We start from the raw sequence: 20,089 nt of genomic DNA on the forward strand, positions 1-20,089 counted from the left end.
GATCCTATTCACCTTCTGATAAGAGCTGCGCATAGGCCGCTCAACGCACAGGCACCACCGACCACGGCGAACACAACGGACGTATTGTGGGTATGATCGATCACGCCGCCAACGAGTGGCTCCCCCAGCCCCGCAAAGATGTACGAGTAGGTATTCATGACACCGGTCGCGGTCCCCGCGCGTCGATGGCCGACCAAGTCAGGTACAAACGCCCAGAACGTCGCATGAGGTCCATAGACGCAGAAGCCACAGAAAAACAGCGCAACGATCGCCCAAGGGCTGGCCACTGGAAGATCGTACATGATCGCTGCAGTAATGACTGCGAAGAACATGTAGAGCGCGATGGGCTTCCATCGCACGGACCCGAACAGACGATCGGATATCCAGCCGTTTGACAAGGTGCCGAACGCCATGCCCACAGGCAGCGCGACGGATATCCACGGCGAGTGGCGGCCGGCCGCCCCACCAAGATGTGACACAGCTTCAGTAAAGTGGACCGGAACCCAAACAACCAATCCGTATCGTGCTGCGTTATTGAAACCCAGAGCGAGGCCGCCAATGTGGATTTTTACGGTCTTGAGGATCGCCTTGTATCGCACGAACGAACTCTCGGTCCCATCATGATCCACGGGCGAGCTTTCGTCTGTAGGCTCGATCTCGCGCCTGAATCCCATGTCCTCGGGGGCGTCACGCACGATGAAATAGAAGATGATTCCGGCGAAGAACAGCAAGATTACCGGCAACCGAAACACCCATCGCCAGTCGAGATGCAACGTGTCAACGACCACGAGGCCAAGTACATAGGTAACGACGGACGACATACCTGCTGCAAACAAATAGAGTCCGTAGACTTTTCCACGTTCTGTCTTCGTCCACCAATTTGAAATGATCCGGCTTCCAGGAGCGAAGCCGAGCGCCTGCAGGTAGCCGTTGAACCACCATGTAAAAAGAAGCGTCTTGAATCCGACCGAAAAGCTCACCACCCAATTCATCAGGCTCGACAAGATGGCCCCGGCGGTGACGATTTTCCGACCACCGTACTTGTCACCGAGATTGCCATTGATGCCTTGACCGATCGCGTATCCCCAAAGCATGCCAGCAGAGATCCAGCCGATGAGCTGTTTGCTAAGGCCAAATTCTTGTTGGATGCCTGGGATTGCAAATCCCAACGTCTGCCTGCCCGTGTAGTAAAAGAGATAGATGAACATCACGCACAACAGCATCCGCCACTGAAGGCGGCGATATCCCGCCTGCGCGCTCTCTTCGAAGCTGATGCCGATCTTCGGCGCAGGTTGGGATTTAGTCTCAATCGTAGCCATTTCGTAACCTCCCTTTCGTTTTCTCCCTGTTGTTTCGGATGACGCAAAGTCGACGGCTTATGCCGCGTTCTTCGGGATTGCTTTGCGCGCGGCCTCGTCATCGCATTCAAGGCTGCGATGGACGGGCAGATTTGAAGAAAAAAAGCCGGAGCGCAGGTGACTCGCGCTCCGGCTTTGAGTCACTCGACGCCGTTCAAAGCGAAGTCGAAGATATCGTAGTTGTGTTGAACTTCGTTCTTCGTCTTGCGCAGATAAACGTCGTTAAGTGGTCGGGAGACCAGGAAGGGCACGGTTTCCTCGCCGAGGCCCCCATGAGAACGCAGTCGCTCGCCGGCTAGCTCCGACAGGTTGTGATCCTCGCGGCGCGCGCCCACTACCGTGTTGCGATCAGAGAACACGGCAAAGTCGCCTTCCCGATCCAACGGAAGATCGAACTGCTTGCAGACCTCAGCCTTGTCGAGGACAAGTTCGATGCCAGGCAAGCCACGAACAAATTCCATCATCGCGCCGACGTCGCCGGGCTTCTGAAGATGCACACGGACGAAGGAACCCAGCGCCCCGTGATGTTTGACGAAAGGGTCCGCGATCGGACAGATGACTCGTACCGACCCCTCGCCAAACCGAGCGGAAATTTCGTCTTGCACATAGATTACGTTCGCTTCACCGTCGGGCCCACACTTGTCGTTCATACCGTGATCGGCAGTGATCGCCACGGTGGCACCCAGCTTGATCAATTTACCAATGCGCTCATCCACGGCTTTCAGAAACGCATTCGATTCCGGTGCGCCCGGTGCGTACTTGTGCTGCACGTAGTCTGATGTGGAAAGGTACATCAGCATCGGCCTTTTCAACTCGAACAGCCTGACGCCGGCGTCGAAGACAAAAATCGAGAGGTCCGCCGAATATTGATCTGGCTGGCTTCGTCCAACCAATGCTTCTGCAGTGTGGAAGCCATCAATATCCAACTTTGCGTCGTTTGCGTTCTGAGCAGAGAAGGCGACGCCCTTCATGTTGTAGGCGAGCACCTTGAGAAGCTTGTCTTTGGCCGTAACGACGGCCGTCGAAACGCCAGCCCCGCTCACAGCTCCCAGAATCGTCCCGCAACGCAACCGCTTTGCGTCGGTGACCATGATCTCTTCGCCTGTCTCGCTGTCGAGATAGTAGTTGCCGTTGATCCCATGAATTGCGGGCGGCACGCCAGTCACGATGGAGGTGTTGTTCGTGTTCGTCGTGCTCGGCATCGAGCACTTGGCGTAACCCAGATAACCACCTTCCTTGATCGCCTTCATCGCGGGAAGGATACCGTTCTCGATTCCGTGTGTGAGATATGCGGGATCGAAGCCATCGACGCAGACAACAACAGTCGGTGTTTTCGGAAGCGCGTATTGTCGCTGATTGACGGTGACCGAATGTCCGTCTTGGTCGGTCGATAATGCGGAAGTTTTTGCCATGGTCTACCTTTTGGTGGCACGAGTAAGGTGCGGAATAATTATCGCGAAGTGTGCGACTTTCAATCGAATAAGCCGCTCCCGTGTGTGAGTTTAAGTAACATGCAAAGATCAGTCACTTCTGCGACAATGCGCTCTGCGCAGTGACATGATGACGGTCATTTCACTCGACGCGACTGTGGGGACATCGACTCGCGAGCGTCGGCAGCGGATGGGTGCTCCAAGCGAGCTTACCCAGCTTCGCATTCAAGAGGACTCAATCTCACACGCCGGTGCAATTTTTTCGATTGAGATTCTCCAGGCAAAATTCTTACGTTGAGCCATGCCCGACTTTTTTCCAGTCCAAGCAATCATCTTCGATCTCGACGGCACGTTGGTGGACAGTGCTGAAGACCTTCAAGCCGCGCTTAATCAACTGCTGAGCGAGCTAAGGCTCTGCTCGATTGGTGCAGAGGAGATCAAAGCCATGATAGGGGATGGCGTGCCCAAACTGGTTGAACGGGGCCTCGCTGCGGCGAATGGGGATCCAGAGAAGGCCGATGTATGGGTCCCGCGCTTTCTCGAGATCTACCAGCAAAATCCGGCAGCATTGACCCGCTGCTACCCAGATGTGCGCGAAACGCTCGGTATGCTGCACCGGAGGAAATTTAAGCTTGGCGTTGTGACCAACAAGCCGGCTCGCGCGGCGAGACAGATCCTGGAGTCACTGCTTCTATCCCAGTTTTTCTCGGTAGTTGTCGGCGGCGATACTCTTCAAGAGCGCAAGCCTCACCCGGCACCGCTTCTGGAAGCGGCCAGACAACTCGACCTCGAGCCCGGCCAGATACTGATGGTTGGCGATAACATGCACGACGTAAAAGCTGCTCGCGCGGCAGGTATGCGCTGTGTCGCAGTCAGCTATGGCTACCATCATCAACCACCCTCCGAGTTCAATGCCGATGGCCTCATCGATCGGTTCGGCGACCTCTTGGCGCTTGTCATGGATTAGGCGGCGGACCAATTATGACGATGCGATCGATGACGGAGTCGTTCGTGACCACGACTTTTTATACCGGCAGAAAAACCATAGCTTGTCGCTCGAGCTGAGCCTTAGCGTATCCGGCTGTCTTCACGGCCAAATCCGGGCCAATCGGCGGCTATGCGGGCGTAGCAAGAAGCGGGTCTGTTAAGAACGACGATTGTCGCTGCCATCCGAAGGCTCCGGCAGCGTCGCGGTTCTAAGCAAGTTGGTCGTGCCCGAAACGCCAAACGGAATCCCTGCGATAATCACAATATTGTCGCCAGCTTTGCCGAAACCCGCGCCGAGCGTCGCATTGCAAGCTAACTGCGTCATTGACGCCTCGTCTTCAATTTCGTTCACGACAAGCGAATGGACACCCCATACCGGAGCAAGCTGACGGGCTGTCGAGATGGAAGGAGTCAGACTCAATATTGGTGCCGGTGGTCGCTCTCGCGCTGCTCGGATGGTTGATGATCCAGACTTGGTATAGGCAACCGTGGCTTTTGCCTCGATGAGATGCGCTGTAACTCCCAAAGCCGAACATATCGCGTCGGCATGACTTTGGCGCGGCTTGTCACGCTTGATCTCGTTGTAAAGCCCGGCGTGGGCTTCTCCCTCGGCTCCCTCGATAATTGAATTCATCACGCGCACCGCTTCGCAGGGATAGCGTCCGCTAGCCGACTCCGCTGACAGCATTACGGCATCGGCGCCTTCAAAAACGGCTGCGGCCACGTCGGATGCCTCCGCCCGCGTCGGAACAGGTGACGACGTCATCGACTCAAGCATCTGCGTTGCGACGACCACGGGCTTTCCCTGAGATCGGCACACACGCAATATCCGCCGCTGCAAAATTGGCACCCGTTCTAACGGGACTTCAACCCCCAAATCGCCGCGCGCGATCATGATGCCGTCAGACAAGGCCACAATTTCATCAAGATTGTCGATCGCAGCCGGCTTTTCGAGCTTCGACATGATAAGGGCGCGCGAACCGATCAGGTCCCTGGCCTCCAGGACATCTTCCGGGCGTTGTACGAAAGATAGAGCGACCCAATCGACGCCGAGTTCGAGACCAAACGAAAGGTCACTGCGATCCTTCGCCGTTAATGGCGATATGGGCAGCACGACGTTCGGAAGATTGACACCTTTACGCTCCGAGATCGTTCCGGCCACCTTGACTTGCGTCAGGGCGAAGTCTGCCCCGCAATCGACGACTCGGAGCCGCATCTTGCCGTCGTCCACCAACAGATCGGTGCCGGGGACGAGCGCCGTGAAAATCTCAGGGTGCGGGAGACACACACGGTTCGGGTCACCGGGAGCCGGATCAAGATCGAGCCTGAACTCGCGGTTAAAGGAAAGGTCGACTGAACCGTCTTTAAAAGACCCTATGCGGAGCTTTGGACCCTGGAGATCCATCAGGATTCCGATCGGACGGCCGGTTACCGATTCGATCCACCTGATCGCCTCGAACCGAGCTTGGTGATCCTCGCGCGTTCCGTGGCTAAAATTGAGACGAAAGACATCAACCCCAGTTTCAAACAAGGCGAGGATCATCTCGGGAGTTGAACTGGCCGGCCCAAGCGTGGCGATGATCTTGGCATTTCTCGAACGGCGCACAGTCAACTCCGCTTTGTCACGAGGACGGCTCTGAAGTCATTGACGTTCGTCAGGGTAGGACCTGTAACGACGAGTGCATCAATTGCCGAAAACAGGCTGTAGGCATCATTGTCGTCCAGGCTTGCATGAGGATTGAGGCCGCGTTCGTGACATCGATCCCAAAAGTCTGGCTGCAGGATTGCGCCGGCATTGTCCTCGCTTCCATCTATGCCGTCGGTGTCGCCAGCAAATGCCCAAACGCCGCCCCGCGCCCGGACAGCGAGGCTCAGCAGAAATTCAGCATTGCGACCGCCTCGCCCCTTTCCACGCACGGTAACCGTCGTTTCTCCACCTGAGATCAGCACACACGGGATCTCGAGAGGTTGACCCCAATCGCTACATTGACGGGCGATGCCGGCATGCACGATACCGACTTCGCGAGCTTCTCCTTCAATCGCACTGCCCAGAATGAGCGCCGCAACACCCGCATCGCGGGCAATCCGCGCTGCGGCTTCCAGAGAGCTTTGAGGCGTAGCGATAATCCGGTACGAGGAATTCTCAAAACAGGCATCACCAGGTTTCGGCGTTTCCGATGTCTTGCCCTCCAGATGTCTCCGGATGGAGGCTGGAATCGTAATGTTGTACTTCGACAAGATGTTTAGGGCTTCTGCACCGGTTGACGGGTCGCCGATGGTCGGCCCCGACCCGATCACCGCGGGGTCGTCGCCCGGAACGTCCGAGATCGCCAATGTGAAAATCTTGGCCGGCGCGGCAACAGCAGCGAGCCGACCCCCTTTGATGGCGGACAGATGCTTCCGCACAATGTTCATCTCGCCGATAGGCGCGCCACTGACTAATAAGGCTCTGTTGATTGCTCGCTTGTCCTCGATATCAATTCCGTCAGCCGGGAGAGCAAGCAGCGAGGATGCCCCGCCCGAAATCAGCACCAGAACGAGGTCATTCGAACTGAGATGGGAGACCTTTTGAATTATTCGGCGAGAGGCACTTAAGCCGCGGGTGTCCGGAACGGGATGTGATGCTTCAACAACCTCGATGCTCCGGCAAGGAACGCCGTGCCCGTCTCGCGTGATCACCACGCCTTCGAGCGGACCATCCCAGTGCGCTTCGACCGCGGCAGCCATCGCGGCCGCTGCCTTTCCGGCGCCTACAACTATTGTACGCCCTTTTGACCGAGGTGGCAGAAAGTCGGGCAAGCATATCTCTGGCGACGCAGAATCAATCGCTGCCTTGAACATTCTGAGAAGCAGATCGCGACAGTCGAGGGTCATCGTCGCTTCCTGGTCGTCACGGTTTGGCGATCTGATGCGAAGCTAGGAGCTCAAGAGCCTTCACCATGCCAGAGTGATCCCACGCCTTGCCGCCGTTGGCGGCACAGCTGTTGAACAGCTCCTGCGCCATGGCAGTGTTCGGCAACGCCACGCCGAGCGCCTTGGCACCCTGCAACGCGAGATTGAGATCTTTCTGATGCAGCTCGATGCGGAAGCCTGGATCGAAGGTACGCTTGATCATGCGTTCGCCGTGCACTTCGAGAATGCGCGAAGCTGCGAAACCGCCCATCAGCGCCTTGCGCACTTTGGCCGGGTCTGCACCCGCTTTCGACGCGAAGATCAGAGCTTCGGCCACGGCCTCGATGTTAAGCGCCACGATGATCTGGTTCGCGACCTTAGTGGTCTGGCCGTCGCCGTTGCCGCCGACGTGAGTGATGTTCTTGCCCATCAGTTCGAAATACGGCTTGACGGTCACGAAGTCCTCTTCATGGCCGCCGACCATGATGGTTAGCGAGGCCGCCTTTGCGCCGACTTCGCCACCGGAGACCGGCGCATCGAGATAACGCGCACCGAGCTTTTCGACCTTCTCGGCGAACTTCTTGGTTTCGATCGGCGAGATCGAACTCATGTCGACGACGATCTTGCCCTTGCCGAGATTGTCGGCGACGCCGTTCTCTCCGAACAATACGGATTCGACATGCGGCGTATCCGGCACCATGATGATGATGATGTCGGCATTCTTCGCCACTTCGGCGGCGCTCTTCGCGACCTTGCCCTTTTTGCCAAGGTCAGCCGGCACGCCCTCAATGGTGTAGAGGTGAACCTCGTGACCGGCGTCGATCAGATGACCGGCCATCGGCGCGCCCATCGTGCCCAATCCGATGAAACCCAGTTTCTTAGACATCGAAAACTCCCTAAATCACCTTGAGGATGGAAGGCTTTTCACTTCGGCAACCAACCGAGTCCCGCGCCGGTTTCGGTCATGGGCTTGTACTCAGCCCCGATCCAACCCGTGTAGCCGATCTTGTCGATGAACTCGTACAGGAAGGGGTAGTTGATCTCGCCCGTTCCCGGCTCGTGACGGCCCGGATTGTCCGCAAGCTGCACATGCGCGATTCGAGCGAAATGCTTTTCAATGGTTCGGGCGAGATCGCCCTCCATGACTTGCATGTGATAGACGTCATATTGAATGAACAGATTGTCCGACCCGACGTCGTCGATGATCTTCGCTGCCTGTTGGGTCCCTGTCAGAAAGAAGCCTGGAATATCGCGCGTGTTGATGGGCTCTATGAGCAGCCTTATCCCGCGTTTCGCGAGTTCTTTTGCTGCATAACGCAAATTCTCGACGAGCGTGCCTCGATATAGCGGCTCACTCCCGCTGGTTCTGGAGATTCCGACGAGGCAGTTCAACTGCTTGCAACCGAGCGCTGTGGCATAGTCGATTGCTTTCTGGACTCCGTCGCGAAACTCAGAAACGCGTTCCGGATAGATTGCAATACCACGCTCGCCAGCAGACCAATCGCCTGCCGGGAGATTGTGGAGCACTTGGACTAGACTGTGTTCGCAAAGTTGCTCTACCAGAGCGGCCTTCTCGAACTCATAGGGAAAGAGAAATTCGACCCCTTCGAACCCCGCTGCCTTCGCAGCGCCAAACCGCTCCAGGAACGGTAATTCAGTGAACAGCATGCTCAAGTTGGCAGCGAATTTCGGCACCTTGCGATCCTTCCAGCTCAATGGATTGCATCCGGATTTCAAGACTGTGGGGACTCTGTCACTATTGGTGCAGCCGCGTCATCGATCGGCAAATCGATGACCTCTTCAAACTCGACGATGTTGTCGATTTCGGTCCCCATGGCGATATTGGTCACTTGTTCGAGAATGAACTCCACCACCACGGGCACCTTGAACTCTCGGATCAGATCGCGTGCCTTTGCGAAGGCTGCCGGTGCTTCGTCCGGATTGCGCACGCGGATCGCCTTGCATCCCAACCCTTCAGCCACAGCGACATGGTCAACCCCATACACCCCGAGCTCGGGCGCATTCACATTCTCGAATGAGAGCTGGACCTGATAGTCCATGTCGAACCCGCGTTGAGCTTGCCTGATGAGGCCCAGATAGCTGTTGTTGACCACCACATGGATGTACGGGAGATTGAATTGTGCCCCGACAGCAAGCTCTTCAATCAAGAACTGAAAGTCGTAATCTCCAGATAGAGCCACGATGTCGCTGTCAGGATCTGCTGCGCGGACTCCAAGTGCGGCGGGCAAAGTCCATCCAAGAGCACCGGCCTGTCCAGCGTTGATCCAGTTTCGTGGACGATAAACGCCCAAGAATTGCGCGCCGGCGATCTGAGACAAGCCAATGACAGTTACGTAGCGAGCGTCGCGGCCAAATGCCTTGTTCATTTCCTCGTAAACGCGCTGCGGTTTCATTGGAACGTTATCGAAGTGACTTTTGCGGAGCATCGTCCGCTTGCGGTCTTGGCAGGCGATCGGCCATGCCTGACGTATCCTTAGCTTGCCCGATTTGCGCCAATCCCTAGCCACCTCCACAAACAATTCCAGCGCGGCCTTTGCGTCGGAGACGATGCCGAGATCCGGGTTGAAAACGCGACCAATCTGGGTTGGCTCTATGTCAACGTGGACGAATTTACGCCCCTGTGTATAGGTCTCGATCGAGCCGGTGTGGCGGTTTGCCCATCGATTGCCGATGCCAAGGACGAAGTCAGACTCCAGCATGGTAGCGTTGCCGTACCGATGGCTGGTCTGCAAACCGACCATGCCGACCATAAGTGGGTGGTCGTCGGGAATCGCGCCCCATGCCATCAGAGTTGGTACAACGGGTATGTTGACAGCTTCCGCAAAGGCTACCAGCAGATCCGATGCGTCGGCATTAATGATGCCACCGCCGGCGACTATCAGCGGACGATCCGCAGCATTGAGCATATCGAGGGCTTTCTCGATCTGTTTCCGCGTGGCGGCGGGTTTGTAAACCGGCAGCGGTTCATAGGTGTCTCCGTCGAACTCGATTTCCGCAAGCTGGACGTCTACGGGTAAATCGATGAGCACGGGCCCCGGGCGGCCCGAACGCATGATGTGGAAGGCCTGCTGGAACACGCGGGGGACCAGAGCCGGCTCGCGCACCGTCACCGCCCATTTGGTGACCGGCTTGGCGATCGACTCGATGTCGACGGCCTGAAAGTCCTCTTTATACATTCTTGCTCGTGGCGCTTGCCCCGTGATACACAGAATGGGGACTGAATCCGCAATTGCAGAATACAATCCCGTAATCATGTCGGTCCCAGCCGGACCCGACGTCCCTATGCAGACCCCGATATTGCCTGCCTTTGCCCGCGTGTAGCCCTCCGCCATGTGAGAGGCGCCCTCGACGTGACGGGCAAGGACGTGTGCAATTGAGCCGCGCTTCTTCAAAGCTGAATAGAGCGGATTGATCGCCGCCCCAGGGACGCCGAATGCCTGAGTAATGCCCTCCTTTTCGAGAACCAAAACCGCTGCGTCGATCGCTCGCATTTTCGCCACGACGTTGCCTCCCGCATAACTTGATTGCGTTTGGCTATTTGCATCGTTTGCGGGGCAAGTGAGAATATCGTGCAGATGATTTCACTTATTCCAAATCAGAAAGCGACACCCGACGGGCCCACGGCGTGTGACATCACGTGCTGGATGTTGCCGCATCGGATTCCTGCTTACGGCAATTCGTCGACTAATGCGCGTAGCACTGGCGAGACATGGCGGCGCCCCAAATTTTAGATGAGGAACTCAGGAATTGCATGACTCAAGACCTACCTGCTGTGTAGAGGCGGGATGTCCCGCCAAACTTCCGCCGGCGCTGCGAGCGCAGGAACGTCCTTAGCCGATGTTGGGTTGACGGTTTTCTCGATCACGTCGCATCTAGCCTGTCTTCTGAGCGTCGACCAAACGAGTCGAGCGGCTGACCCGAGTTTCGCCTCAAACGATTAAATGCACCAATCTGTGGGACTACTTCTCGTACGCGGTGCGGATGACCCGCGGGCATTCACCTACGCCAAGATCAGAGCAAGAGTTGAGTAAAAGGTAACTGGCGATCTGGGGCAAGAAACCGCTATCGCTGGCATCAGGCGATTGCAGCTGTTTTTCCTACTTTCCGATTTCTTCTTTCAACCAGCTAACGAAGCGATTGACGTGCCGGGGGTCCGCTCGTGAGGTCGAATGTGCAAAGTACTGCTCGCCCTTCACCACCGTGTCGGGAAACGGGCAGCGGAGCTTCCATCGGCTTAGGCCAACAAAGAACTCTTTAGGCGCTACGATTGATCCCAACCCCTCACGCACTGCGTGCATCGCCACAAACATGTGGTCAAAACGGTGCCCGCCTTCAAGCAGATAGTCCCGCACCCCAGCTTCCTGCAGCCACGCTTCCCAGTGCCCAGGCCGCGTTGCCGAAGTAATCAGAGAATGCTTCAGAATGTCGGCTGGCTTTTTCAGAGGACGCCGCTGTAGGAGAGCTTCCGCACTGACGGGGGTCAAGTTCTCGGCGAAGAGCGTCGTCGTGTCCTTGAGGTACGATCCAATTCGCTCTGCAGAGCCTCTCGTTATGACAAGGTCATTAGCGGAGATGTCGGGGGTCTCCCCAGTCATACGCGTCGAGATCCAAACGGATAGGTTGGCATGGCGCGCCTCGAATCGCTTCAGTCGGGGCATCAAAAAATACATCGCGAATGTGGATGGCGCCTCAATGGCAAGGACTGTCTTGCTGCGTTGCCGCCTCACATACTCGCAGGCGGCTCCCATATCTTTGAAGGACTGTCCTAGTTGTTCCGCGAGAATCTTACCATAGGGAGTAAGTGTCAGACCCCTCCCTTCTCGGGTGAACACTTGTTGACCAAGCCAATTCTCCAACGAGCGAATTTGCTTGCTGACCGCTCCGTGAGTCACGCCAAGCTCCTTTGCAGCAGAGCTTAGGCTTTGCGCCCGAGCGGCAACAGCGAACGCCCGAAGAGCAATGAGAGGCAACTCTCGTTCTGTAGTCACAGCGGCCTTCCTGATACCAGCGCTCACCGATTGTTGTCATACTATCGACTTTCCTCCCGCTCGCAAACGTCGTAACTTGCTGTTTTCCTGCATGAGGTGTTCGCGAGGGGGCCGCGCTGTCCCGGTCATCGTCCGGCACGACACTGCTCGGGTGCCGCTCTCGACCACAACCCGAAATTCGCGCCCGCGACCACCAAGACACAGTCGACTGACGCAGGCACCAAGATCATTGGCTTGCGAAACTGCGCTAGCCAACCCTTCCAGATACAAGGCTGCTAGTTGAGAGCGCGTAGCGAGCGCTCGATCACAGTTGTCGAAGACCGCAATGTCACTCTTGGGTCTTAAACCAGCCCTCAATTCGGGGAGCGGTCATTGAGATTGCTTCGTCCTACACTCGTGAGGAACCTTGGGCTAAATCCGGCGTCAGCACAGTACGCACGTCGCCGAGCGACGCCGTCGGGTTGTTGTTGTATTCCATTAGTCGGTGCTTGCTGGTCGATCACGCATTACACGGCGTTCCAAGGTGGCGTACCGACTGCACAGAAGCGCTTGTACATTCCACCGCAATAATTCGCCGGACGTCGCGTCATCGCGCGCGGTCGACCTCCCCAAACGTTGCCAAACCGCGCGACAACGTAGCCTGAAGTTCCTTCTTCGAACGGTCTATGCGCCGCGCCAGCTTCATTCGATGGGGCCTAGCTCCCGCCGTTCCTTCAACAAGCTCCACCGTATGCGCCATCGAGATTTCTGAGCAGTGGTTTAGGCCATGCAACCGACATTCAGTGATATCGCAAGCTAATCACCGACGTGAAAGTCGTCGAAAAGCATCTCGACCAGACAGCACATGCCGAGAGTTCGGCCAATTCAACCAGGCAGCGTAGAGCATGCCCTGTATGATCATTTGATGTCTTGCTTCTGTTCATAAACGCAGATCTGAAGCGTCTGAAACCTACGCTTCAATTCGACCGCTGCACGTTCGGCGCCGACCTTCGTGCGAAATTCGACTTTGACTTCGCCGTCGATTTCGAGAGCAAATAGTTTTATGGAACTGTCGTTAAGCTGCGAATCCATCTCGATCCTCTGTGTACATGCGCTTTACGAGGTCACCGCCGCGGCCAAGATCGCGACACCCATACTCAACCGCCACTCTCGTACATGACTTTAACCGGCTGCGTCGCCGACCGCAGGCGGGACTAGGCTCGCGATTCACCTTCCTCGTCACTTTGCTAGTATTGCCACTACGATCAATCGAATTGAAGGCAGCGATATGTGAGTTTTTCTGACGGGATAAATGCTGCGACATTCGGCGAGATCTTAACGTCTTTCAGACGAATCGCCCATCAGCTTTCGGGAATTCTGCAGGCTTGTTCGTGCGCAATGGGCCACGCGAATGACGCTATCAATCCAAACAACGCGCACACATCCAGCCGGTGCCATCAAGCACGCAAGACCTACTTCGCTTAGACAGCTCATCTCTGCGGCAAGGATCGCCGCATTTTGCACTGCCGGGGAATCAACAGGAACAAACGCGTCGCCCCAGCCTTGAGACGATCCAAAAAGCCCAATCCCTCCGCGGGAATAATGGCTCCCCCTTTACGCAATCATGTTTGCTTGAGTCGACGCCCGTACTCCGGGCTTCCGAACGGTTGTGAAAACGCAGCCGTCCTAGCACACTGCACCGCGATCACGGCACCCGCTCGCAATTGAACCGCATGCCTCATCGTAAACCTAAACTCACATATCGTTTCGATTTATTCGATTGATGCTCCCTCCACGCTGGATAGAAGGTCCTTGCTCCCGAATAAAATGGAGCCCCTGAGCAGTTTCTGTCTTCCGCTACGGTGCATCTCGGCGACGTGTTGACGCTGCGTCGACAGTGGTCGCGGCGGCACCTCTCAACGTTTGGCTTCCCTTCAACGACAGCGCGGAAATGAGCGCGAGGCAATCGTAGCATTCAGCGCATAGCTCAGCTGCAGCTCAATGAGGGCTGACAGTAGCCGCCTCCCGCAACGATGACCTAGCAGCCAAGTCATTGGCCAAGATTTGAATTGGTGCTACATGAAACGTGCTGACCGTGATCTTTACGCTAATCCAGAGGCAGCAGCGCGCAAACTTGTGGAACTCGCTGCGGGCATTGCACCCGTCCAAGATGGCCGCATCTACATAGAGAAGTTGAACGAGCCGTTCCTTTACACCCTCAAGGCCAACGGTGCCGAGTTCGACGCCGGCATCAAATATGCCGTTGAGAAGGAATGGCTTCAACTTCACATGAGTGGAACATTCGTAAGACTGCTAAAAGGGGGACGCGATATGCTCGCCTCAGCTTGTAGATAGCGGAATAGGTCTGCTTTTCGGAGATGCGTGAACCGGCAAGCCGCTGCTCTTACTGTTGATCTCCTAAAACTCGATAGATCGAGCTCCCTCTGTTCAAACGTTCACATGATCGAACTATCGAATCATATTCGCAACCTCTCGTTTTTTATTCGTTTGAATAGCGCTACGCGAGCTTATTAGATTTATCCACATTGCAGATCCCTCAGGCGATCGGCTCGGGTTTTCGGTGCCGGCATTGATCGATGATTTCAGCGGATGGAAGGCGGCGACTCAATGCATCGCATCTTTCAAAACTTCATAGATTCGCTTGCAGAGGCGCACAGTTCCGCTGAATTTTCCCAGACGATGACGGTAGCTGCTAACGATCTCGAGCTGTCATGCTTCGCTTACCTGGCACTGCCAGACAGGCTCGATCGAAAACCTCGACTTATCTCAACGTATCCAGAGGAGTGGACGTCACGCTACATGCAGAGCCGCTATGAGCTCATAGACCCTGTCATAGCGCGGGCCCTTCGGACTGCGGAACCATTTAAATGGGGACCGGAAATCGCTTCCGATCAAACGTCTCCGGCTCAGAAGCAATTGCTTGACGAAGCGGCTCAGTTTGGAATTGGCGTAGGCTTTACCGTTCCAATTCACGATGGTCGCGGCCCTGTGGCTGCCATGACATTCGCGACCCGCGGTCGAAATTCATTTTTCGAGGATCGTGTTCAGAAGCAGGCTCGTGTTCTACAACTCATGGCAATGTATTTTCACGCTCACGTTCGCCGCGCGCTCAAGAGCGAGCCGGCTCTTGGCGGAGTTCGATTATCCCCCCGGGAGTTCGAATGCCTGGAATGGGCGGCTCATGGTAAGAGTGCTTGGGAAATCGGATGCATTCTTGGCATCTCGCGCAACACAGTGGCTTACTACCTAGAGAACACAAAGCAAAAGCTCGGCGTTCGGACGGTCGTGCAAGCGGTAGCGCGCATGGCGGCTGCGAGCAAAGAGAAGCAAAATTAGGGCGCGTTCCCCCTGCAACTACAGGTGATGCGGTAGACCAACAATCCCGCTTCAAAGGTGTCGAGCAACACTTTTGTGAGGGACCATGATTCAACTGATAGCGCCATCGTCGTATGGGGAGTTTTCCGACACTCTCATTGAAATGCATCGGTTGCGGCATCGTGTTTTCAAGCTCCGTCTGGCGTGGGACGTTCAAACCAGCGGCGACATGGAGATCGATGAGTTCGATGCACTGCATCCCATCTATCTGACGCAGGTTTCCGAGAACGGCCGCGTGCAGGGTTCCGTTCGTCTGCTGCCCTCTCTCGGACCGACCATGCTTCGAGATACCTTCCCGGTCCTTCTTGAAGATCAATCTGCTCCCTCAACGCCACTTATCTGGGAAAGCAGCAGATTCGCAATTGATGTTGCAGCCGATGCTCCCAAAGGAAATCACGGCATAACGCGAGCGGCATACGAGTTGTTCGCCGGAATGGTCGAGTTCGGGCTTTCACGACAGCTCACAGATATTGTTACGGTCACTGATGTCCGGATGGAAAGAGTCCTTCGGCGGGCCGGCTGGCCGTTACGACGGATTGGTGGTCCTGCAACGATTGGCAACACAGTGACCGTGGCGGGTTACCTTGCGATCTCGAGCGAGATCCTCACCAGGCTCTGCAAGGCCGGAGGTCTTTCGACGCCAGTTCTTTGGACCCCCGTTATGTTTGCCGCCGCCTAAAAAGTCCCACACGCCGAATGAGATAAGGGCCCTCCGCCTCGAGCGGGGGAGTTCCCGTCTTGCGGTTTGCATCGAGCTTTGAAATGACAGAAACCGGGATCAGGAGCGATCGGCTGAGCGCAGCGAGAGCCATTGAACTGCAACAGCTTCGTCTAGCTGTTGCCGCTTGTGACTGCGGCAGCTTTCGGCGGGCCGCGGAAGCGCTTTCGATCAAGCACAACGTCCTCAGCCGTTCTATTGGTCAACTTGAATTTCTGGTCGGGGCGTCACTTTTTGATCGCTCAAGCGGGGGAATCAAACCTACTCTCGCGGGTCGGGCGGTTCTCAGAATTGCGCGGCTGATCCTTGAGCAGGTAGACATGCTCGTTGACACCGGGCGATCCGGTGGTCGCGGCGACACGGGCCATCTTGTCATTGGCTTCTACACGTCCATGTCCACTGGCAATCTGCGAGCTACGATAGCTGAGCTCAAGAAGCTGCTTCCGCAACTTGAATTGGCAACGATGGAACGCTCTCGCTTGCGTCTGATGACCGCACTGCGTAACGGCACCGTCGATGTTGTCATCAGCCCAGGACGCCTGCCTTCAAAGGACACCAGATCACTACTACTATGGAGCGAGCGCATCCTGATCTCGCTGCCCCAAGATCATTGCCTGGCAGCACGCGAGATCATCTACTGGACCGATTTGCGTAACGAGAAGATCCTCCTGAGCGAGTATGACCCTGGACGAGAGCTGGAGGATCTTCTTATCTCGAAGCTCGTACGCCCCGACGACCGCCCTAGGTTGGAGCGCCACGATGTTAGCCGCGGCATCATCAAGAGCCTGACAAGTATGGGTATGGGGCTCAGTCTCGTAATGGAGTCGGACATTGGTGCAAGCTTCGCTGGCCTGGTGTACCGGGAGTTGCAGGACGGATCGGGGCCAAGCCGGGTCGACTTCCATGCGCACTGGCGCGACGACAACGAAAACCCGGCTCTGAAGCGTTTTCTCGATCTGCTGGCTGAGCGCTATCCCTCACCCCCGCCCGCTCTCGGGGAATGACCGGTTCGCCTTGCCTTTGCAAAGCCGCGGTCCGTGGCCATGAAGCGGGCCAGCATGGGCGCGACCAGCTTTGCCGGATCGATCCGCTGCCCGCTTTCGCGCGCCATGGCCTCTGCATAGGCGACAAGATCCCGATGCACTGATGCCGGAAGTTCAGTGGTGACCTTGACCGGCTTGTCGTCGGGCAGCGCTGCTATTCTAAGCTTTGGCATCTCCTACCCTCTGTAAGGCGCAAGTATAAGGTCACGATTGACGACAACGCGAACCGGGAAGCCGGGCCGCACGGTAAGAGTAGGCTGAATGTTGAGGCTGCGCCTAACTACCTGCTGCCCGGTTTGGTTCAGTGAATCCGATGCGCCGTGTCGCAATGCCTGGACAATTGCGCTGTCGTTGCTGTTGGCGTCGGAACCAGCCCCCAGTTCGGTCCCAACCGCCAGAAACGTCGATAGTGCCGCAGCTTTGAACAGCTCACCCCAGTGATTATCAACCTGATCTTCGAGGCCTGCATACCCGGCAGCATCAGCGCCAAGCTGTCGCTCGAGAACGATAGAACGGCCATTCGGCATTATGAGGCGGGTCCAGACAAGCAGGACGCGGGACTGGCCGAAGGTGATCTGGCTATCGTATGTACCGATCAAACGCGCTCCCTGAGGCACGAGCAGAAAGCGGCCGGTCGGTGTATCAAATACATTTTCTGTAACCTGCGCGCTGATCTGGCCTGGCAGGTCCGACCGGATTCCAGTAATCAGGGCGCCCGGAATAACAGTCCCAGCCTGCACAATATACGGGGAAGCCGGCCTGGTGATGCGGTCAGGGCTGACCGTGCGACGGTCCACAGAAGCGTTCACAAAGGCAAGCTTCCTGTCCTGGCCGTTCTGAGTGAGTCCATCGTCGCTGTTGCCTGGACCCGCTGGCGTAATGCGGTCACTCCCTACAACCGGGGCGGCCGGCGAACGCGCTCCTCTTCCATTGGTCGAAGCAAACAAATGGCTGACACGGGCAGCTTCACTTTCTTGGTCTCGTCGCTGTTGGTCCGGATCGGCGCCGCTTGGTGCCAGCTGGCCTTGAGCTGCAAGGATCGGCCGGCCAAGGTCGCCAGGGAGCGGTGGACCAAGCTGCGGGACGGATTGCGGTGCGGCGCCGGCGTAGTCCTTCGGCAGCATCGTGATGCCATCGGCAACATTGTGATGGTCGGTGCTGTAGAACTCGTCAGCCGTCTGGGATCGGGGATGGTTGCTCCGCAGTGACCACAACACGGCTCCGCTGATGACGAGCAACGCGAAGGCCGTTCCGCCAGCTAAAACTTTCCGCGACAGCCGCGTCACGCGCGGAGGCTCAGCCCTCAGCCGAAATCGCTCGGTTGGCTCGCCCGAGGGCGGGGCCGGAGCCGCATGTCCTTCATCATTTGCGTTCAGGGTGTTCATGACGAGGGCCTCCCGTCGGTCCTGAAAATCCTGACCTTCTGCTGGTGCTCTCCGCCGAGGCGAAGCTCGGCGGCTGCGAAGAGCCGGTCGACGATCAGCACGTTGCCGTAAGCGCGATAATTCACCAGTTCAGTCTTACCCTCAGGGCCGATCACGAACAGCGGGGGCATCTCACCTTGCACGATGCCGGCCGGGAATTCGACATAGACCTTGCGACCATCGTCATAGGCGGCAAGCGGTCGCCAAGGTGGGCTATCCCCTTCGATCGCATAGCGAGAAATACGCTGCGCCGGATCCGGAAGAACGGGTCTCAGAGCGACTGCACGTGATCGCTCACGGACCGTTTCCGGATAGTACCAGGCAACGGACGGCATGTATGGCCGCTCGCGGGAACGGAGCTCGATCAGGTAGGTGCGCCGATCGGTATTGACGACGAGATTGGTCTCGATTGACGCACGGGTGGGCTTGACCAGGATATGGACGCGCCGCGTGTCCCCGCTCCCGCTTTCGGTATCGCCCACGACCCAGCGTACGGTATCTCCGGCCGCGATGGGTCCTGATCCTGTCAGTTGCTCTCCTTCTTCGAGCGCAATGTCTGTGATCTGGCCGGGTGCGGCGTAGATCTGATAGAGAGCCCCGGGACTGTACGCGTAGATTTGCGCTGCGTTGAAATACCCTCGCTTGCGCGGCTCAACACGGGCTGCGCTGTTTGCCGTCTCAACGCGATTCACCGGTTCAAGCTCTTCCTTTCCTCCCGCCTTGCCGCCGAGAGCTGGCTTCCAGAGTGGTGGAACGTGAAGGGGGCGCGATTTGTCATCCAGCAGCACTGGCGGTGACGACAACGCAGGAACTTCCGTGTCGTAGCTGATCTCGGGTGGAATGTAGGTCGCGCAACCGCCGAGCGCCGAAGCACAAAGCAGCAGAGCGGACAAAACTGCTCGCTTCGGGGCTCCGCATCCCGACCAGCTTGAATTGAACCTGCTGTTCGAGATCGGACAGTTCGAGTATGCGTCAGAAAGCATTTTTGTCACTGACTCAACTCCTTCGACCAATTGATGGCGCGGACGTAGACGCCAAGGGGATTCTTGCGCAGGCGGTCGGCATCGTGCGGCGTCTCGATCACGATCGATAGAATCGCGGTCCACCGCTCGGTCGAGCTCAACGAGCCGTTCTCGTAGGTGCGCTGGATCCATGCGACTCGAAAGCTCTCCGACGAGGCCCGAATGACGCTCGATACGTCGACGGAGATCTGCTCCTTCCCCAACTTGGCAAAGGGATCGTTGTTACGCGCATAGTCGTTGAGCGCGGCCGCGCCGCGATCGGTCGTGAAATCGTACGCTCGGAGCCAGTTCTGGCGTAGGACAATCCCGTCCGCTGGCAGGCCCATGACGTCTTCGATAAACCGAGCCAGATGGTAAGCGATTTGCGCATCAGTGGGCTGATAGTCGAAGTTGGCGGGCGCAACCCTTTGGGCTTGGCCGAGGTGATCGACCTCGACCACCCAGGGAGTGATTGACCCTTGGTTCGCTTGCCAGACAAGTCCGCCCGCAAGCCCCGCGGACAGCAACAGGCAGCCAAACGCCATCAGGCGCCAGTTCCTGGCTTGCACGCGTGCCGAACCGATGCGCTCGTCCCAGACCTGCGCTGCCTTTTGATAGGGCGTGACCGGTTCGGGCATACGCCCATAATGCACGAAAGGTCGTCTGAACATCGATAATTGCCCCTGAGATTAAGTGGATCAATTTCAAGTTACGCGGTGTGCGGGTCTGAGGCGCTACTGCAAGGCGAATGGCGAGAGCGAAGCGGCTGCATGTCAGCGCTCTCCATTGGACAAATCGACGGAAGAACCGCTGCCACCGTGATCACCGGAGCGGACCGCGTGGCCGGCCGCC

The 20,089-nt window shown here is 57.0% G+C and carries 18 protein-coding genes; 5 read left to right on the forward strand and 13 right to left on the reverse strand.

Annotation, left to right across the window (positions count from 1 at the left end; all coding sequences use genetic code 11):
• Positions 1 to 8 precede the first annotated feature (8 nt).
• Both HY68_RS37280 and phnA read right to left on the reverse strand, forming a co-directional pair.
• Positions 9 to 1,319 (reverse strand): MFS transporter, encoded by a 1,311-nt coding sequence (locus HY68_RS37280; protein ID WP_107070296.1) that lies wholly within the window; start codon positions 1,317 to 1,319, stop codon positions 9 to 11.
• 179 nt (positions 1,320 to 1,498) lie between these two features.
• Positions 1,499 to 2,770, reverse strand: coding sequence for a phosphonoacetate hydrolase (gene phnA / locus HY68_RS37285; RefSeq protein ID WP_042001577.1), 1,272 nt, complete (start codon positions 2,768 to 2,770; stop codon positions 1,499 to 1,501).
• A 319-nt stretch (positions 2,771 to 3,089) separates the two neighbouring features.
• Between phnA and gph the strand changes: the two genes are divergently transcribed.
• Positions 3,090 to 3,755, forward strand: coding sequence for a phosphoglycolate phosphatase (gene gph, locus HY68_RS41465; protein WP_078864173.1), 666 nt, complete (start codon positions 3,090 to 3,092; stop codon positions 3,753 to 3,755).
• Positions 3,756 to 3,932: 177 nt separating this feature from the next.
• Here the strand turns inward: gph and pyk are convergent, their stop codons facing one another.
• From pyk to HY68_RS44475, 7 genes are all read right to left on the reverse strand, one after another.
• The gene (pyk, locus tag HY68_RS41470; protein ID WP_078864174.1) at positions 3,933 to 5,381 is read right to left on the reverse strand and encodes a pyruvate kinase; all 1,449 of its coding nucleotides are present in this window, start codon (positions 5,379 to 5,381) and stop codon (positions 3,933 to 3,935) included.
• A gap of 2 nt (positions 5,382 to 5,383) precedes the next feature.
• On the reverse strand, positions 5,384 to 6,649 hold the full coding sequence (locus tag HY68_RS41475) for a glycerate kinase (protein WP_078864175.1): 1,266 nt from the start codon (positions 6,647 to 6,649) through the stop codon (positions 5,384 to 5,386).
• A 16-nt stretch (positions 6,650 to 6,665) separates the two neighbouring features.
• Complete coding sequence (glxR, locus tag HY68_RS37295; protein ID WP_042001583.1) at positions 6,666 to 7,553, reverse strand: 2-hydroxy-3-oxopropionate reductase; 888 nt, start codon at positions 7,551 to 7,553, stop codon at positions 6,666 to 6,668.
• A gap of 38 nt (positions 7,554 to 7,591) precedes the next feature.
• Complete coding sequence (hyi, locus tag HY68_RS37300; protein ID WP_042001586.1) at positions 7,592 to 8,362, reverse strand: hydroxypyruvate isomerase; 771 nt, start codon at positions 8,360 to 8,362, stop codon at positions 7,592 to 7,594.
• Between the two features lie 38 nt (positions 8,363 to 8,400).
• The gene (gene gcl, locus HY68_RS37305) at positions 8,401 to 10,188 is read right to left on the reverse strand and encodes a glyoxylate carboligase (protein ID WP_042001589.1); all 1,788 of its coding nucleotides are present in this window, start codon (positions 10,186 to 10,188) and stop codon (positions 8,401 to 8,403) included.
• A 597-nt stretch (positions 10,189 to 10,785) separates the two neighbouring features.
• On the reverse strand, positions 10,786 to 11,703 hold the full coding sequence (locus tag HY68_RS37310; protein WP_347560694.1) for a LysR substrate-binding domain-containing protein: 918 nt from the start codon (positions 11,701 to 11,703) through the stop codon (positions 10,786 to 10,788).
• 870 nt (positions 11,704 to 12,573) lie between these two features.
• Positions 12,574 to 12,747 carry a hypothetical protein gene (locus tag HY68_RS44475; protein WP_198533531.1) on the reverse strand — a complete coding sequence of 58 codons (174 nt, stop codon included), beginning with the start codon at positions 12,745 to 12,747 and terminating at the stop codon, positions 12,574 to 12,576.
• Between the two features lie 987 nt (positions 12,748 to 13,734).
• Here HY68_RS44475 and HY68_RS37315 point away from each other — a divergent pair.
• From HY68_RS37315 to HY68_RS37330, 4 genes are all read left to right on the forward strand, one after another.
• A complete protein-coding gene (locus HY68_RS37315; protein ID WP_042001594.1) occupies positions 13,735 to 14,010 on the forward strand; it encodes a hypothetical protein in 276 nt (91 codons plus the stop codon).
• A 273-nt stretch (positions 14,011 to 14,283) separates the two neighbouring features.
• Positions 14,284 to 15,012: a LuxR family transcriptional regulator gene (locus tag HY68_RS37320; protein WP_042001615.1), complete on the forward strand. Its 729-nt coding sequence runs from the start codon at positions 14,284 to 14,286 to the stop codon at positions 15,010 to 15,012.
• Between the two features lie 85 nt (positions 15,013 to 15,097).
• Positions 15,098 to 15,730: an acyl-homoserine-lactone synthase gene (locus HY68_RS37325; protein WP_042001599.1), complete on the forward strand. Its 633-nt coding sequence runs from the start codon at positions 15,098 to 15,100 to the stop codon at positions 15,728 to 15,730.
• A gap of 83 nt (positions 15,731 to 15,813) precedes the next feature.
• Positions 15,814 to 16,773 (forward strand): LysR family transcriptional regulator, encoded by a 960-nt coding sequence (locus tag HY68_RS37330; RefSeq protein WP_042001601.1) that lies wholly within the window; start codon positions 15,814 to 15,816, stop codon positions 16,771 to 16,773.
• Here the strand turns inward: HY68_RS37330 and HY68_RS46245 are convergent.
• The 4 genes from HY68_RS46245 to trbF are packed head-to-tail and all read right to left on the reverse strand — an operon-like array spanning position 16,740 to position 19,908.
• A complete protein-coding gene (locus HY68_RS46245; RefSeq protein WP_078864176.1) occupies positions 16,740 to 16,985 on the reverse strand; it encodes a DUF2274 domain-containing protein in 246 nt (81 codons plus the stop codon). The genes HY68_RS37330 and HY68_RS46245 overlap by 34 nt on opposite strands.
• A 3-nt stretch (positions 16,986 to 16,988) precedes the next feature.
• Positions 16,989 to 18,197: a TrbI/VirB10 family protein gene (locus HY68_RS41485; RefSeq protein ID WP_078864177.1), complete on the reverse strand. Its 1,209-nt coding sequence runs from the start codon at positions 18,195 to 18,197 to the stop codon at positions 16,989 to 16,991.
• Positions 18,194 to 19,228, reverse strand: a complete 1,035-nt coding sequence (trbG, locus tag HY68_RS41490; protein ID WP_078864178.1) for a P-type conjugative transfer protein TrbG — start codon at positions 19,226 to 19,228, stop codon at positions 18,194 to 18,196. Before trbG ends, HY68_RS41485 begins: the two co-directional genes overlap by 4 nt.
• On the reverse strand, positions 19,225 to 19,908 hold the full coding sequence (trbF, locus tag HY68_RS37345) for a conjugal transfer protein TrbF (RefSeq protein ID WP_042001609.1): 684 nt from the start codon (positions 19,906 to 19,908) through the stop codon (positions 19,225 to 19,227). Before trbF ends, trbG begins: the two co-directional genes overlap by 4 nt.
• Positions 19,909 to 20,089: the final 181 nt, after the last annotated feature.

It is taken from the genome of Streptomyces sp. AcH 505 (genome assembly GCF_000818175.1).
Classification (GTDB): domain Bacteria; phylum Actinomycetota; class Actinomycetes; order Streptomycetales; family Streptomycetaceae; genus Streptomyces.